The organism is uncultured Roseobacter sp., assembly GCF_947495275.1.
GTDB lineage: Bacteria > Pseudomonadota > Alphaproteobacteria > Rhodobacterales > Rhodobacteraceae > Roseobacter.
In genome coordinates, this window is sequence record NZ_CANLYL010000002.1 from 244,919 (window position 1) to 260,510 (window position 15,592).

The window sequence follows — 15,592 nt, forward strand, 5'->3', positions numbered from 1 at the left end:
TCATGTGGCGAGGACATGCTTACGACCAGGCGCCGTGCGACCACCCAATGAAGCTGCAACCCTCGACTTATCGGGGAGATCAACACGCAAGGGCGCGGTGCTGTATCTGCTCTGCTCGCGTCAATCTTTCCGGGTGTACCTGCGCGTTGTAACACAGAGTGGTTTCTCATCAGTGCAGCGCAATTAACCAACTCTTAAGCGCAAGTGCCTTATTACAAGTTAAGTTTAATTGGAATGAACTGGGAGGTCAGATGGCAGTTCAGAGTTCCGTTTTCGTGATTTTCTTTGCTGGCGCCTCTGTCGCGGGGGCGGCTGCTGGTTTTCACCGGGACGCAATCCTCGACAAAGTTGCAGGTGCGGTTCAGCCCTTAGAGGTCAATCCGATAAGTGCGATGACCGGCGCGCCCTTGGAGGGTCTGCCGCTCCTTCAAATCCCGGATGGACGAAGTCAGTTCCGCCAAAAGCCTATCACAGAGACAACCTGGGCTGTGCCAACGAGACCGGTAGCAAGCCAACTCGCCGCTCAAACTTCAGACATACTTCCGGTGGAAGCGAAACCCCAGGCCCCCCAACGCTCACTGTCTCCGCTCAAAGAGGTCGATCTGGAAGGAATGCCGCCGATTGAATTGATGAAAAGTGCTGCAAAGGGGCGGCACACGCCGAAACCATCACAACTCGATCTCATACTCTCCGCCTTGCCGATGGCTGAAAAGGACAAAAACCAAAGCGTGGAGGTCAGTGAAGGGACTGACGACACCCATCCAGATGCGCAGAGTGAACAGGCGGCTGTCGTCAAACCACCCAAGGTCCGGGCTGCGCCCGTTCCACGACCGGTGGCGCATTCAGACCAGCAGACAAAGCACCCAGAGGCACCGGGCTATTCGGCAAAGCACTACCACAATCTTCGATATCATTTGAGTGGACAAAAAAATAAGAAATCAGAGATCGCCTGTATTGCTGAGCTGCAATTGATGGCAAGTTACACGCAAATCTACTTCGACAGCGGCTCCAGCATCCTTGATGAACGTGGCGCAAGCGCGGCGCGGCAAATTGCGGCCAAGGCCCAGTCATGTCCCGAAGCACATGTATCCATAATCGGGTTCACGGATCCCGGTGGTGCCGAAGAAGTCAATCAGCGGATCAGCTGGAGTCGTGCGAACGGTGTTTTCCACTCCATAAAGGAAGCCGGGTTTTCCATGGAGAATATAGAGGTCAGCAGCCACATGGAAGATCACCCCGAGTTTTGCGTGCATTACGAGGGCATTGACCGGCGGGTTGTTTTTGACGTGCATGAAGAAGCCGACGACTGAGCGCGGGGGCTTTGGGCGCCTTTTCCAAGAAAAACAAACGGTTGAAAATGCTTGGTAAGCTTCGAAGCAGGCGGGTTCCTTGATTTTGCAGAGTTAGGCGCGCGCGCGTTTCTTGGTTTGGTCTGATGCAAGAGCTTTGAGAGCTTGCAATCGACGCAGGTCACCGTATCGCGATTTGCTGTCCGTGGCCATTATGAGCAACACAAGACAAGCGTGCGCGCAATATCTTGAGGTTGCAATCTCCATCAATTTTTCCGTGTTTGCCTGACCTTGAGACGTCGTGGCTGGCTGGGGCCCGGCCACAAGACCGCGTGGACGATTCACTCTTCAAATTCCGCTGTCGTTTTGGCTTCTCTTTTCAGAGACATTGAAAGCTTGGGCCGGGAATTGCCGCCTTCTCGAAGCGAGTGCGGAATTTCACAAAATCTTCGTGGCAAACCCTGATGAATTCGGCTTTTATATTCCCGGGTGAGTTGTGAATCGGACATTCAGAATTCTCATCTCCGTGTTCGCGATCCATTACCAGTAAATCCGGTCAATTTGCCATTCACCAATAGCGGGGCTGTTCAATGAGCGCTTTCATAAATGAATTTCACTATGACAATGCTGGCGGAGATATCGGCGAATTTGTCGAAATCGCTGCACCGGCCGGTTTCGATCTGACCGGATGGTCTCTTGTTTTGTACAACGGTAGCAATGGGGCCAGTTATAACACGCTTGATTTGAGCGGATTGACCGTCACCGACAGCGGCAATGGTTTTGGTTTTGTGTCCGTCGATGCAGTCGGCATTCAGAATGGGTCACCAGACGGCATTGCGCTGGTTGATAATACCGGCGGGGTCGTGGAATTTCTAAGCTATGAAGGCAATCTTGTTGCAACAGACGGCCCGGCTGCGGGTCTGACGTCTACAGATATCGGTGTGTCTGAGCCCGGGAATACGAATGTCGGACAATCTTTGCAAAGAACCGGGGATGGGCAAGCAGGTGCAGATTTCGTGTTTTCCGCGCCATTGGACGCCACGCGCGATGCGGTTAATGAGGGCCAGACGTTTGGTCCGGTTGTCGCAGCCCCTCCCTCCCTCGTGATCAATGAAATTCATGCGGACCCTGCCGCCGATATCTCCGGAGATGCGAATGGCGATGGCGTGCGAGATGCGACTGATGATGAATTTGTCGAGATCGTAAACCAAGGTGATCTGGAAGTTGATCTCTCGGGCATCACACTCTCTGACGCGGTGGGTGTCCGTCATACATTTGCGGATGGAACCACGCTCGCGGCCGGTGCGGCAGTTGTCGTCTTCGGTGGCGGAACGCCCACAGGCGATTTTGGTGGTGCGCAGATATTCACGGCCTCCACAGGCTCGCTGGGGCTCAACAATGGCGGCGAGACTGTCAGCCTGGAAACGGCTGATGGCGAAACCATCCAGGAAGTCACCTACGGATCTGAAGGTGGTAACAACCAGTCGTTGACGCGGGATCCGGATATATCTGGCGACTTCGCTGGCCATTCCGACATTGCTGCGGCCAATGGGGCAATTTTCTCACCGGGAACAGAGGTAGATGGCGATCCGTTTGAAACGGTCTTGGAACCTGTGCTGATGTTGGCAATCAATGAGATTCACGCCGACCCTGCCGCCGACCTCACTGGCGATGCGAATGGCGATGGCACCCGAAGTGCCACAGACGATGAATTCATCGAGATCGTCAATACCGGTTCGGAAGAGGCCGACCTTTCAGGAGTGACCCTTTCCGATGCCGTTGGGCTTCGTCATACTTTTGCAGATGGTACGATCCTTGCGGTTGGCGCCGCGATCGTCGTTTTTGGTGGCGGTACACCCACGGGTGATTTCGGCGGCGCGCAAGTTGTAACGGCGTCCTCTGGTTCACTTGGGCTGAACAACGGCGGCGACACGGTTACCTTGGCCAACGCAGATGGCACCCTGATCCAGGAAGTTGTCTATGGATCGGAAGGGGGAAACAATCAGTCAGTGACCCGCGACCCTGATCTTGACGGTGCATTCGTTCAGCACACGGATGCCAGTGGTGCCGAAGGCGCGATTTACTCACCCGGCAGTCAAGTGAACGGTGACCCTTTCGTGGCGGGTCCCGTGATGCTGACAATCAATGAGGTTGACGCGGATCAAACCGGCAGCGATGCAGCGGAATTCATCGAGTTGTATGACGGTGGCGTTGGGGGGACCCCACTTGATGGCTACACTGTCGTTTTGTTCAACGGGAATGATGACACTGCCTATGACGCCTTCGATCTGGACGGGTTCAGCACGGATGAGAACGGTTTTTTTGTTATCGGATCAGAAAACGTCGCAAATGTGGACCTTGAAGCCTTCACAACGAATGGTCTGCAAAACGGGGCTGATGCCGTGGGGTTATACCTTGGGGACCCCGCCGACATTTCTGTCGCCACAACGGATAATCTGGTTGATGCGCTTGTCTATGACACCAACGATGCTGACGATGCAGGTCTGTTGGCGGCGCTTGGTCAGACAACGCAATATAATGAAGGGGCGACCAATTCGACGGCAGATGCGCTGGCGCGCAATCCCGACGGTTCAGGTGAGTTTGTTGCGCAAGCGCCAACACCTGGCGAGACCAACGAGGTGATCGCACCACCCGAATTGGTCAAGATTTCGGAAATCCAGGGCAGCACGGCATTTAACGGCTTTGCAGATTTTGCCACTGTCGGCATAGATGATCGTTCGGTCCTCGAAGGCCAGACCATTCGAATACAGGCCATCGTTACAGCGGACTTCCAGTCGATGATGTCCAACGTAGAGGGCGCAGACCTCAACGGGTTCTTTGTGCAGGAAGAAGACGCGGACGCGGATGCAGACGCCAGCACATCCGAGGGCATTTTTATCTTTGATGACTTTGCGGAGGGCAATCCCGATGTGCAGGTTGGTGATCTTGTTGAGGTGACCGGCACGGTGTCCGAATTCTTCGGGGAAACTCAGATATCCGCCAGTGCAGTCGAAGTCATCGCCTCCAACCAACTGCTGCCGACCGCGACGGTCGTCAACCTGGGCAGCGAAGGGGTGATGATTGATCAAGATGGCGATTTTGTCGCAAATCTTGAGGCCTATGAAGGCATGTTGGTCACTCTGCCGCAAAGCCTCGAAGTCACCGAGCTTTTCCAACTTGGGCGCTTTGGGACGCTGAAAGCCTCCGCCGATGGACGGCTGGAGCAGTTTACCCAGAACAACGCCCCGGACGCCGAAGGGTATGCGCAGCACCTGCAGGACATTGCTGCGCGAACAATCACTCTGGATGATGGGTCGCGTGAACAAAACGCCGACCTGATCAGAATACCCGATGGAAACGACGGTATTTTGACGGCCAGTGATAGTTTTCGCATGGGCGATACGCTAACCAATGTCACCGGCGTTCTGTCCTATTCAGAGGACTTCCAATCCAGTTCTGAAGAGCCTGAATTCCGCATTCATTTGCCGACTGCGGATTACGAGGCATCCAACCCGCGGACGGAAACGCCTGAAGATGTGGGCGGCAATTTCAAAGTCGCCTCGTTGAACGTTCTGAATTACTTCACCACACTTGATGATGGATCGAACACCGCAGGCCCGAATGATGACCAAGGGGGCCGTGGTGCAGATGATCTGACGCGCTTTGGGGTAGAGCCGGCAACGGCTGAATTCGACCGACAGGTGAACAAGATCGTGCAGGCTGTGGTTGAGATCGACGCGGATGTCCTGGGTCTGGTGGAACTTGAGAACGATGATGATATCGCCATCGCCGATCTCGTTGCCCGTGTGAACGCCGAATTGGGCTCTGAGGTCTATGATTTTATTCCGACCGGTGATTTCGGCGGTGACGCGATCACTGTGGGCATGATCTACAAGACCGGATCGGTGGCACCTCTAGGCGAAAGCGCAGGTCTGTTCGAGTTCGAAGGCCGCAATTTTCTGGATCCGCTGGATGCGGGGCGCGAACTTAACCGCCCGGCTCTTGCGCAGACATTCCAGGATCTTTCCAGCGGTGAGACGATCACGGTGGCGGTCAATCACCTCAAGTCCAAAGGGTCGCTTTCGGGTCTGGAGGCAGACAACGATCAACTTGATGGTCAGGGCAATAACAATGCGACCCGCACCGAAGCCGCGAAGATTCTTGCAGATTGGCTGGCCGCCGATCCAACTGGCCAAGGGGCCGAGAACACATTGATCGTCGGGGACCTGAATGCCTATGCTCAAGAAGACCCCATCACCGCGCTTGAAGACGCAGGTTATACCGATCTGGCAGATACGTTCATCGATGGGGCCACAAGTTTTGTGTTCGATGGTCAAGCCGGAACATTGGATTATGCCCTGGCAAACGATGCGTTGTTGTCAAAGGTCACCGGGGTGACCGAATGGCGGATCAATTCCGATGAAGCAACGATCACTGACTACAATCTTGATTTTGGCCGCGATCCCACACTCTACAACGGCGATACTGCGGCGCGAAACTCGGACCACGACCCGGTCATTGTCGGTTTCAACTTCAAATCCGAAGTCTTCGGTACTGCCAAGAACGACAAGCTGGTCGGAACGGAGTTCGATGATTTCATCGACGGCCTTGCCGGGCGTGACAAATATACGGGTGGGGATGGCGCGGACACCTTTATTCTGGGTGACCGGGACAGGGACAAGATTCTCGACTTCTCCAAAGTCGAGGGAGATCGGATTGACGTTTCTCAATGGGGTGTTCAAGGCTTCGAAGAACTGGAGATTTATGGCCAGGGCAGAACGGCGATCCTGGCCGATACGATTTCAGGCAATATCGCCAAAGTCAGGTTCGATGATCGCGATACACGCGGTTCCGATCTGACGGAGGAGGATTTCGTCTTTGCGCCTGTGACAGATCTGGTTCTGGTTGGCGGCAAGTCTTTCGACCGGCTTAGCGGACGACAGGGCGACGACCTGATTGATGGTGGCCGGGGTTTCAATGTTCTTTCGGGAGGCGGCGGGGAGGACGTGTTTGTCTTCAACGACAAATCCACCAATCTGGTGACAGATTTCGATGTTGGCATGGATAAAATTGACGTATCCGGCCTTGGCATCAACACCTTCGAGGACATGGCAATCCGTGACGTGTTTTCAAATGCTCTGGTAAGGGCGGACAAGGGATCAATGTATCTTACCGGGGTGAATTCCGCCGAACTGACCGAGGATGATTTCATTTTCTCGGATACGGTGTTTGTCTGACCAGACCTGGCGGGAGGCCTCTGTCCAGAACAATCAAACGGGTGCCTGTCTTTGCTATGTTGGATCGATGACAGACGATGTGAGACGGCGAGGGATACTTTGGAACCCGCGCAGAAATGTTTTCAGGCCGTTTGTAGGGCCGCAATCGAGTTGATTGCGCCCTCACGTTTGACGCGCAATTGATGCCATCTCTTTTCCCCGATTTTCACGCCAACCAGGGACAATGAACCCGAGTTTGTGATCTGCATAAATTCTGAGCATCGACACCCAAGCCTGCTTGCCATTTGAGCAGCGCGACCCGATCATGGGCTTACACGCGTCGTGTCTGTGGATCAAAACCGCCAGCCATGTTGAACCCAATTGGTCGGGTTCTGGGAGGTGGCTCCGTCTATGACGCATGTAATGCCGGTATCGCGGGAAACGGGTGCCACGCCACGGTCGGTTGGCTCGTTGAGGCTGTCGACCAAGCGTGTTCAAGAACGTTCGGGCCTCGCCCGCTTCAGAACTTCTGGCTCCATCAAGGTGGCGTTTCCGCGGCGTGATGATGCTGTCGAAGCCATAATTCTGAATACATCCGGAGGATTGACCGGCGGTGATCGCGTCGATCTGATGGCTGAAGCGGGTGCTGGCAGTCATCTGATCCTGACAACCCAGGCGGCCGAGCGGGCTTATCGCAGCCGATCAGGCCATGCGCGTGTCGGCACACGATTGGCCGCTGCGGCGGGTTCGACGCTGCATTGGTTGCCACAAGAGACCATCGTGTTTGACGGGGCTTCGATAGAGCGTCGGTTACACGTCGATCTGGCAACAAATGCCGAGTTGGTACTGGTCGAACCCATCGTTTTCGGCCGCCGAGCCATGGGCGAGACCCTGACGTCGGGAACGTTTCGCGACAGCATTACGATCAATCGTGACAACGAGCCGATCTATTTGGACCGGATTGATCTGACCGGGGACATCGGTACGCAATTGGCGCGCCCGGCCGTCTGCGCCGGCATGACCTCTCTGGCTAGTGCCCTGTACTGTGGGCCGCGTGCGCAGGGGCTATTGCCGGCTGTCCGTCAAGCCTTGCCAGCGACGGGGGGGGCAAGCTTGCTGGCACCCGATTTGCTGAGCATTCGGTGCCTTGCATCGGATTCATTTCTTTTGCGTCGATCTCTGGTGCCCGTTTTGGAAATGCTCACCGACAACCCCCTACCAAAATCATGGAGCCTTTGAGCGATGCAATTGACCCCCCGGGAAAAAGACAAGCTGCTGGTTGCCGTGGCCGCCGAAGTTGCGCGCAGACGCCTCGCTCGGGGTGTGAAACTGAACTACCCCGAAGCGATTGCCCTGATCACGGACACGGTTGTTGAAGGAGCGCGCGACGGTCGTTCAGTCGCAGACATGATGGAAGCAGGAGCCGAGGTCATTAGCCGCGACCACTGCATGGAGGGTATCCCCGAGATGATCCACGAAGTGCAGGTCGAAGCGACCTTCCCGGACGGGACCAAACTTGTCACCGTTCACAACCCCATCCGATAGGAGGCCCGCCATGATCCCGGGAGAATATTTCATCACCGATGGGGAAATCGAACTGAACAGCGGACGAAAAACGGTGACGCTCATGGTTGCGAATACCGGAGACCGACCGGTGCAGGTCGGCTCACATTACCACTTTGGCGAAGCCAACATGGCTTTGGATTTTGATAGGGATATTGCCCGCGGAATGCGGCTGGACATCGCTGCGGGAACCGCCGTGCGCTTCGAGCCCGGGCAACGGCGCGAAGTGCAACTCATTCCCATCGGCGGCGCGCGCAAGGTTTTCGGGTTCAATCAAAACGTGATGGGAGAGCTGTAATGCCAGCGATGATTTCCCGCAGGGAACATGCCGCCATGTTTGGGCCCACGACCGGGGACAGGCTCCGCCTCGCGGACACTGACCTGATCATTGAGGTCGAACGTGATTTGACCGGGCCATTCGGAGAGGAAGTAAAGTTTGGTGGCGGAAAGGTAATCCGGGACGGTATGGGGCAGTCGCAGGTGACCCGTATCGACGGAGCCGTTGACACGGTGATCACCAACGCGCTGATCGTGGACGCGACAGGTATTTACAAAGCTGATGTCGGCTTGAAGGATGGCCGAATCCACAAGATCGGAAAGGCCGGGAATCCAGATACGCAACCCGGTGTCAATATCATCGTCGGTCCCGGCACCGAAGTGCTCGCCGGGGAAGGCAGGATATTGACCGCTGGCGGCTTTGACAGCCACATCCATTTCATCTGCCCCCAACAAATCGAAGATGCGTTGCACTCCGGTATGACCACGATGCTGGGCGGCGGCACTGGTCCCGCACATGGCACGCTTGCGACGACCTGCACACCCGGTCCTTGGCATATCGGGCGTATGCTGCAAGCTGCCGATGCCTTTCCGATGAACCTTGCCTTTGCCGGGAAGGGCAACGCGTCATTGCCAGCCGCCCTCGAAGAGCAGGTGAAGGCAGGTGCCTGCGCGTTGAAACTTCACGAAGACTGGGGCACCACTCCCGCCGCCATAGATTGCTGTCTTTCCGTGGCCGACGCGATGGATGTGCAGGTGATGATACATACGGATACGCTGAACGAATCCGGTTTCGTCGAAAACACCATTGCCGCAATCAAGGGCCGGACCATTCATGCGTTCCACACCGAAGGCGCGGGTGGAGGTCATGCGCCCGACATCATCAAGATCTGCGGCGAAGCACATGTGTTGCCGTCCTCCACCAACCCGACACGTCCCTTCACGGTCAATACGGTTGATGAACATCTTGATATGCTGATGGTCTGCCATCACCTGGACAAATCGATCCCCGAAGATGTCGCCTTTGCCGAAAGCCGCATCAGGCGCGAGACCATAGCCGCCGAGGATATCCTGCACGACATGGGGGCTTTTTCGATCATTGCCTCCGATAGTCAGGCCATGGGCCGCGTCGGTGAGGTTATCATTCGTACCTGGCAGACGGCCGACAAGATGAAAAAGCAGCGCGGGCAATTGGCTGACGAAACCGGGGACAATGACAATCTGCGTGTCCGCCGTTACATCGCGAAATACACGATTAATCCGGCTATTGCTCATGGGTTGTCGAGCTACATCGGATCGGTCGAAGAGGGCAAACGTGCCGACCTTGTGCTGTGGCATCCCGCGTTTTTTGGCGTGAAGCCTGAGATGGTGCTGATGGGGGGGAGCATCGTCTGCGCACAGATGGGTGACCCGAATGCGTCCATCCCGACCCCGCAACCTGTTTACACCCGTCCGATGTTTGGCGCCTACGGCAGGTCTTTGGAGGCAAGTGCTGTGAGCTTTGTATCCCCGGCCGCGATGAGCGAAGGGATAGGCGGCAGGTTGGGGCTGGCAAAAGAAACGCTGCCGGTCGCGAATACGCGCGACATTGGTAAGAAAGATCTCGTGTTGAATGATGCCACGCCTGAGATCGAGGTGCATCCTGAAACCTACGAAGTGCGTGCAAATGGTGAGCTTTTGACCTGCCAACCCGCAACCGAGCTGCCTATGGCACAGCGATATTTCCTGTATTGAGGCCCTATGACAAAACTACCCGTTGCCCAAAAAATTCATCCTGTCGGCACCTGGAGCGGAGCGGCCTCAACCTGCGCGTTGAGCTATGAAGACCGGTTTTTTCGCCGCAAGAAACTCACGACACAGGACGGCTGGTCTTTTGTTGCGGATTTTGAAAAAACCGTGTCGCTTAACCATGGCGACGCGCTGGCGCTGAGTGATGGGAAGCTGGTCGAGGTCAGGGCCGCCCCTGAAAGCCTGCTGGCAATTAGCGGATCGGACCTGCCGCGACTGGCCTGGCATATCGGAAATCGCCATACCCCCTGCCAGATTGAGGCGACACGGTTGCTGATCCAAAACGACCCGGTCATCGCGCATATGCTGACCCATCTTGGCGCTACGGCGATGGCGGTTATCGAAGCATTCACGCCGGAAGGCGGCGCATATGGTTTTGGCCGTACTCATTCGCATGAGCATGGGCACAGCGCGCATTCTCATGCCCATTGATGCCAAATTCCTCACTCTTGCCCAATGGCTATCCCCGGCCTATCCGATTGGCGCTTTCGCTTACTCTCACGGGATCGAGACCGCCATCGCGCATGGCTGGATCGAAGATGCCGAAGGGCTGGAGCATTGGGTGCGTGACTGTCTGATCCGCGGTTCTGGGCGCGCGGACGCGGTCTGGCTCCGCCTCGCTTTCGCCTCTGAAGACCCGTGTCTGATAGATGCTCTTGCGCGTGCCTTTGCCCCAAGTCAGGAAAGGTTGCGCGAGGCCGCGTTGCAGGGCAGAGCCTTCGTGCAAACCACGAATTCTGTCTGGGGGTTCGAGCTGCCAAATCTGCTGTTGCCCGTTGCCGTCGGACACGCTGCCCGGATCGCGCACCTTGAAGAGGAAGCCACAGTCAGCCTCTATTTGCAGGCGTTTGTGACGAACCTTGTTTCGGCGGCAATGCGCCTGATGCCGATTGGTCAAACCGCTGGTCAACGGGTCATCCATCAATTGCAAAACGATTGTCTCAAAGCCGTTTTCGAAACGCGAAGCGCAACGCCCGATGACGTTTTCAGCAACGCCTTTCTTTCCGACATTGCAGCAATGAAACATGAAACCCAGCAACCAAGGCTATTCCAATCATGACAAAGCTAAACGGCCCATTACGGGTGGGGATAGGTGGCCCTGTCGGCGCCGGGAAGACGACACTGACGGCCCGTCTGGCCGAGTTGATGAAGGCCGACCACTCAATTGGCGTCATCACCAACGACATCTATACTCAAGAAGATGCGGAGGCCCTGATGCGCATGCAGATATTGCCGCAGGATCGCATTATTGGGGTTGAGACTGGTGGGTGCCCCCATACGGCGATCCGCGAAGATGCATCCATCAATCTTGCGGCCGTCGCCGAAATGCGCGCTCGCCATCCGGACGTCGAGGTCGTTTTGATCGAATCCGGTGGTGACAACCTCTCAGCCACCTTCAGCCCGGAACTCGCCGATCTGACGATCTACGTCATCGACGTGGCCGCGGGCGAAGAGATACCGCGCAAAGGTGGCCCGGCAATAACGCGGTCAGACATTCTTGTCGTGAATAAAACGGATCTTGCGCCGCATGTCGGAGCGTCTCTCGACGTGATGCGGGTTGATGCCGCGCGTATGCGGGGTGATTTACCGGTTGTTTTTGCCTGCCTGAAAGAGCGGAAGGGTTCCGGGGAAGTGCTTGAGTGTCTCAAGTCCATATCCGGAATTTGACCTGTTTTCGGGGAATTACGGGCTCGCTACCTATTCGGGTGCGCCGACAGTTATCTCGAAAGCTGCGAAATATGCTGCCAGATCCTTTAGGTCCTCGTCGCTCAGGTTCTTGACAATAAGGGTCATGCGCCGGTCTTCCCTGGCACCGGTCTGATAGTCTTTGAGGCTTTTCTCCAGATAGAGAGCGGGCTGTCCTGCGAGATTGGGAACTTCAGGGTCCTTGGATAACCCGTCCTTGCCATGACAGGCCGAGCATTGACGAGACAGCTTCTTGCCGTTCTCGACATCGGCGGCAAGACTTGGTGCCGCGGCAAAAAGCAGGGCCACGACAGAGATCAGATTGACGTGTTTCTTCATGAAGGCTCCGACAGAAGGGGCGGACCGGCTGAACCGGTCCGCAAGTCGCGACGTATCACTCAGAATAGGTAATGCGATAGACTGCGTTCGCAAAATCATCTGATACCAGAAGGGATCCGTCTTTCATCGGAATGACATCCACCGGACGGCCATCGTATTCGCCGTTCTCGTTCAGCCAGCCTTCGGCAAATGGCTCGGTTGTGGCGTTGCCTTCGTCGTCAATAAAGGTGACCATGACGCGCGCGCCGATCGGCTCTGTCCGGTTCCAGGACCCGTGTTGCGCAGAAAAGATCGCATTCTTGTATTTTGCCGGGAACATATTGCCGTTGTAAAACGACATGCCCAGATCTGCGGCATGTGCAACCGTCTCTACTGCTGGCATCACCACGTCGACCGGAACTTCCTGGCCTGCGTATTCATTGGTGCGCACGTCTCCGCCGCCGTACCACGGGTGACCAAAATGTTGCCCCGCAGCGGTCTGACGGTTGATTTCACCGGGCGGAATATCATCGCCCATGCCATCGACCTGATTGTCTGTCCACCAAAGCTCGCCGGTCACCGGGTGGAAATCATGGCCTACCGAGTTCCGGACACCGTAGGTATAGACTTCTCGGTTGCTGCCATCACGATCCATGCGGATGATGCCGCCGATCCCGGTTTCATTGTAAAGATCGAGCTTTTCCGGCGGGGCGACGTTAAAGGGCTGGCCGAGAGAGATATAAAGCTTGTTGTCCGGGCCTACTTTGACGACGCGGGCTGTATGATTGTAGCTTTCTTCCTCGACCGGGATCAGCGTGCCCTGAGGCACGATGGGAACTGCCACAACATCGGGGCTTTCATGGAAAAACTCCGCGGCAGGATACATCATCACCCGGTTACGTTCCGCAATGAACAAGAAGCCGTCCTTTGAAAAGGCGACACCATTTGGTACGTCCAGTTCCAGAGACGGGGCAAAATCCTTGACCTCATCGGCGACCTTGTTGCGGTCGCGGTCCATGACAGCCCAGACCTTATTCTTCTTTGTGCCGACGAACAGAACTGTGCCTTGCGGAGCCATTGCCATATGGCGTGCATCCGGAACGAGCGCATAAAGTTGGATTTTGAAACCTTCCGGCATCGTGATGTTTTCCAGCACCGCCCGGATCGAATCCGCGCTGCCGCTGTTCTGGTCAACAACAGTATGCTCCTTCGTGCCGGTGACTTTGAATGCACCGAGCTTTTCCAGATTGCTTTGCGCCATTGCCGTGCCGCCAAGAAGGGCGACGGCCGTTGTTGCTGTAAGAAGTTTTTTCATATGATCCTCCCAAATCATGTAATCGCTTTGCAAATTTCGCCACGCTCGGCGAAACTCGCATTTGACGAAGGGTCCCAAAATTGAACGACCATGAAAGCTAAAGGATCGCGCTTACTTCGTTTCACGCGCGCCGGAATTATCGGTCTGGGCGAAGATAGCTTTGGTCACACAACCTAAGAACACTAGCCTGACATTGCGGGAATCCAAACACCTGAGAGTTAAGACTTTTGGGTGCATTTAAGGGTTGATTTGGCAGGATTGTGCAGAAAAATGTCGAATTGATCTCGATCACCTCAACCAATGGGGCAATTCGTCATCAACGATTCCAGAAGTTGCCGCCGCAGCGCAGGCCGCCAGCCCTCCGAAACGAACCTGCCGCCCCGACAGACCGGGCGCATAATGTGCGTATTTGCCGGAATTCGTCATCAACGTTTGCGCATCAGTTGGAAACACCGGCTCTGAAATGGAGCACCAACACAGATCGCAAAGGACTTGGACGCCGTTGGCTGTGAGCTCGGACAAGAGGCCCTCAGCCGCCGCCGCTGCCTTTGTTGCTCGGCTTAAAGTGATAATGGTCGATGTTGAAGGATGGCATTTGCGTCCTGTCATCAAAGACGCGAAGGTGCGCGTCTCGCTCAGCGAAAAATGCGGACTTCCAAGTGCCACAAGATCGATCTTTGATGGGCCCGTGTTGAACGCTTTCCAGGCGGCTTTAAAGTCTGCCTGGGTCAGTTGAACCTGCGTGGCACCCGCCTTTGCAGGATGATCTCCCTCTGGTGTGATCCCGGCAAGGTGTAATAACGGGGCCGCCGATGTCGTTCCGAATGCGGCGCAAACCGCGCGAAGATCGTCCTCACTGGGAGAGGTTCCCTCCAACCCTTTCAGCAGCGGAATTCGGTCCGGTGCCTTTTGCCCGACCAACCATCCGATCAACGGCCAGATCGCATCGTCGAAGTCTGTCGGCAATGCGACATCGATGATCACTTCTGCCTGTCGATTTTCCGCCAAATACACACCCGACAATGGCGCGCGGCCCGTCAGTGCAATGAAGAGATCAAGGAAATCAGGATGTTTTGCGCTGCGTGCGCCCAGAACGCTATTGGCATAGATCACCGCGTTGGATTCCGACCAGCCAATCTGCTCGCCCATCAGGGGGTGATCTGTCGATTGATAGGGGGCGCAGGTAAAGGTAGGTAGCGCGCCCATATCAACATAGACGTCGGCGAGCCGACTGGCCGGCAACCCAAGGTTGGGCGGAACATCCTGATCTCGCCAGTTTTGCCGATCAACCGAAATGGCGTTCATGGTCGTGGGAATGCAGACCTTCGCGTCCAGCGAGGCGATTTTTTCAGCAAAAATAAGATTGGCAGGGCTCGCATAGATGCAGCCATCAATATGCGCCCGTGTCACATCCGTGAGCTGCTTGGCGTTTTGTGATGACGCAACAGTACAAAGGGTTTCCATCGCAAGTTTCGCGGCGGATCCCATTGTTCCGTCCAGCATAGAACGGTCGCTTTCCGAGAGAGCTAGGTCCGATATTGGCAATGCATCCAGCCTCAGCGAAAGCCCGTCGGCGAGAAGTCGGGTGCCGGTGATTTCCGCCTGAGACTTCGTTGCCAGGGTGTCATAATCGCGTGCAGCCAATCGAACGACGGCGATGGGGCGGTCAAACATGCGTGTGGCGATGATGGCCCCAAGGGTCAGGACGTCTTCCGGCTCGCGAAATATCAGGGCCGCGGGCGCCCGCCCGTTCATAGCAAGTTCAACAAGGACCCCACTACCTGAGCAGGAGCCGCGGCTGGTCGGCATCATGACAATTCGACCCGCGAGGCTTTGGCCTGATTGCGGATGATGGGCGTCAATCACCGCGCCGCTGCTGGCATCGACACCACCCCAGAAACTCAGCCCTTCTGTGCAAACCAGAATGCTGCCCGACGCGGGTGCTGGAACGATCAATTGCGCCATTGCCGGGCCTTCCATATCAGCAAATGCAGCGCGGGGCTGAGCGCTTCAGCGGTTGGACGTCGATCCGAAACCTGAATGGGATCACCAATCGGCCATCTTCCATGTACACTCCAGTCCCCGCCGCATGTGGTCATCCAGATGCGCCAACACTGCTTCCAGACTGTCCCCTATTGCAA

At 56.0% G+C, this 15,592-nt stretch carries 12 protein-coding genes; 9 read left to right on the top strand and 3 right to left on the bottom strand.

Annotation, left to right across the window (positions count from 1 at the left end; genetic code table 11):
• Nucleotides 1–251: 251 nt before the first annotated feature.
• The 9 genes from Q0802_RS04480 (at nucleotide 252) to ureG (ending at nucleotide 11,800) form a co-directional block, all read left to right on the top strand.
• Nucleotides 252–1,310 carry an OmpA family protein gene (locus Q0802_RS04480; protein ID WP_298914181.1) on the top strand — a complete coding sequence of 353 codons (1,059 nt, stop codon included), beginning with the start codon at nucleotides 252–254 and terminating at the stop codon, nucleotides 1,308–1,310.
• 569 nt (nucleotides 1,311–1,879) lie between these two features.
• Nucleotides 1,880–6,526, top strand: a complete 4,647-nt coding sequence (locus Q0802_RS04485) for an ExeM/NucH family extracellular endonuclease (RefSeq protein WP_298914184.1) — start codon at nucleotides 1,880–1,882, stop codon at nucleotides 6,524–6,526.
• A 390-nt stretch (nucleotides 6,527–6,916) separates the two neighbouring features.
• The gene (locus tag Q0802_RS04490; protein ID WP_298914188.1) at nucleotides 6,917–7,744 is read left to right on the top strand and encodes an urease accessory protein UreD; all 828 of its coding nucleotides are present in this window, start codon (nucleotides 6,917–6,919) and stop codon (nucleotides 7,742–7,744) included.
• A 3-nt stretch (nucleotides 7,745–7,747) separates the two neighbouring features.
• Nucleotides 7,748–8,050 (top strand): urease subunit gamma, encoded by a 303-nt coding sequence (locus tag Q0802_RS04495; protein WP_298914191.1) that lies wholly within the window; start codon nucleotides 7,748–7,750, stop codon nucleotides 8,048–8,050.
• Nucleotides 8,051–8,060: 10 nt separating this feature from the next.
• Nucleotides 8,061–8,366 (top strand): urease subunit beta, encoded by a 306-nt coding sequence (locus Q0802_RS04500; RefSeq protein WP_298914194.1) that lies wholly within the window; start codon nucleotides 8,061–8,063, stop codon nucleotides 8,364–8,366.
• Nucleotides 8,366–10,078 (top strand): urease subunit alpha, encoded by a 1,713-nt coding sequence (gene ureC / locus Q0802_RS04505; RefSeq protein WP_298914196.1) that lies wholly within the window; start codon nucleotides 8,366–8,368, stop codon nucleotides 10,076–10,078. The genes Q0802_RS04500 and ureC overlap by 1 nt, the downstream gene beginning before the upstream one ends.
• A 6-nt stretch (nucleotides 10,079–10,084) precedes the next feature.
• A complete protein-coding gene (locus tag Q0802_RS04510; protein WP_298914199.1) occupies nucleotides 10,085–10,564 on the top strand; it encodes an urease accessory protein UreE in 480 nt (159 codons plus the stop codon).
• On the top strand, nucleotides 10,503–11,192 hold the full coding sequence (locus Q0802_RS04515; RefSeq protein WP_298914202.1) for an urease accessory UreF family protein: 690 nt from the start codon (nucleotides 10,503–10,505) through the stop codon (nucleotides 11,190–11,192). The genes Q0802_RS04510 and Q0802_RS04515 overlap by 62 nt, the downstream gene beginning before the upstream one ends.
• Nucleotides 11,189–11,800 (top strand): urease accessory protein UreG, encoded by a 612-nt coding sequence (ureG, locus tag Q0802_RS04520; protein WP_298914205.1) that lies wholly within the window; start codon nucleotides 11,189–11,191, stop codon nucleotides 11,798–11,800. Before Q0802_RS04515 ends, ureG begins: the two co-directional genes overlap by 4 nt.
• A gap of 30 nt (nucleotides 11,801–11,830) precedes the next feature.
• On the opposite strand, the gene Q0802_RS04525 is transcribed toward ureG, so the two are convergent.
• From Q0802_RS04525 to Q0802_RS04535, 3 genes are all read right to left on the bottom strand, one after another.
• Nucleotides 11,831–12,157, bottom strand: a complete 327-nt coding sequence (locus Q0802_RS04525; protein ID WP_298914208.1) for a cytochrome c — start codon at nucleotides 12,155–12,157, stop codon at nucleotides 11,831–11,833.
• A 55-nt stretch (nucleotides 12,158–12,212) separates the two neighbouring features.
• Complete coding sequence (locus Q0802_RS04530) at nucleotides 12,213–13,451, bottom strand: PQQ-dependent sugar dehydrogenase (protein ID WP_298914211.1); 1,239 nt, start codon at nucleotides 13,449–13,451, stop codon at nucleotides 12,213–12,215.
• A 288-nt stretch (nucleotides 13,452–13,739) separates the two neighbouring features.
• Nucleotides 13,740–15,416: an aconitase family protein gene (locus Q0802_RS04535; RefSeq protein ID WP_298914214.1), complete on the bottom strand. Its 1,677-nt coding sequence runs from the start codon at nucleotides 15,414–15,416 to the stop codon at nucleotides 13,740–13,742.
• Between the last annotated feature and the right edge of the window lie 176 nt (nucleotides 15,417–15,592).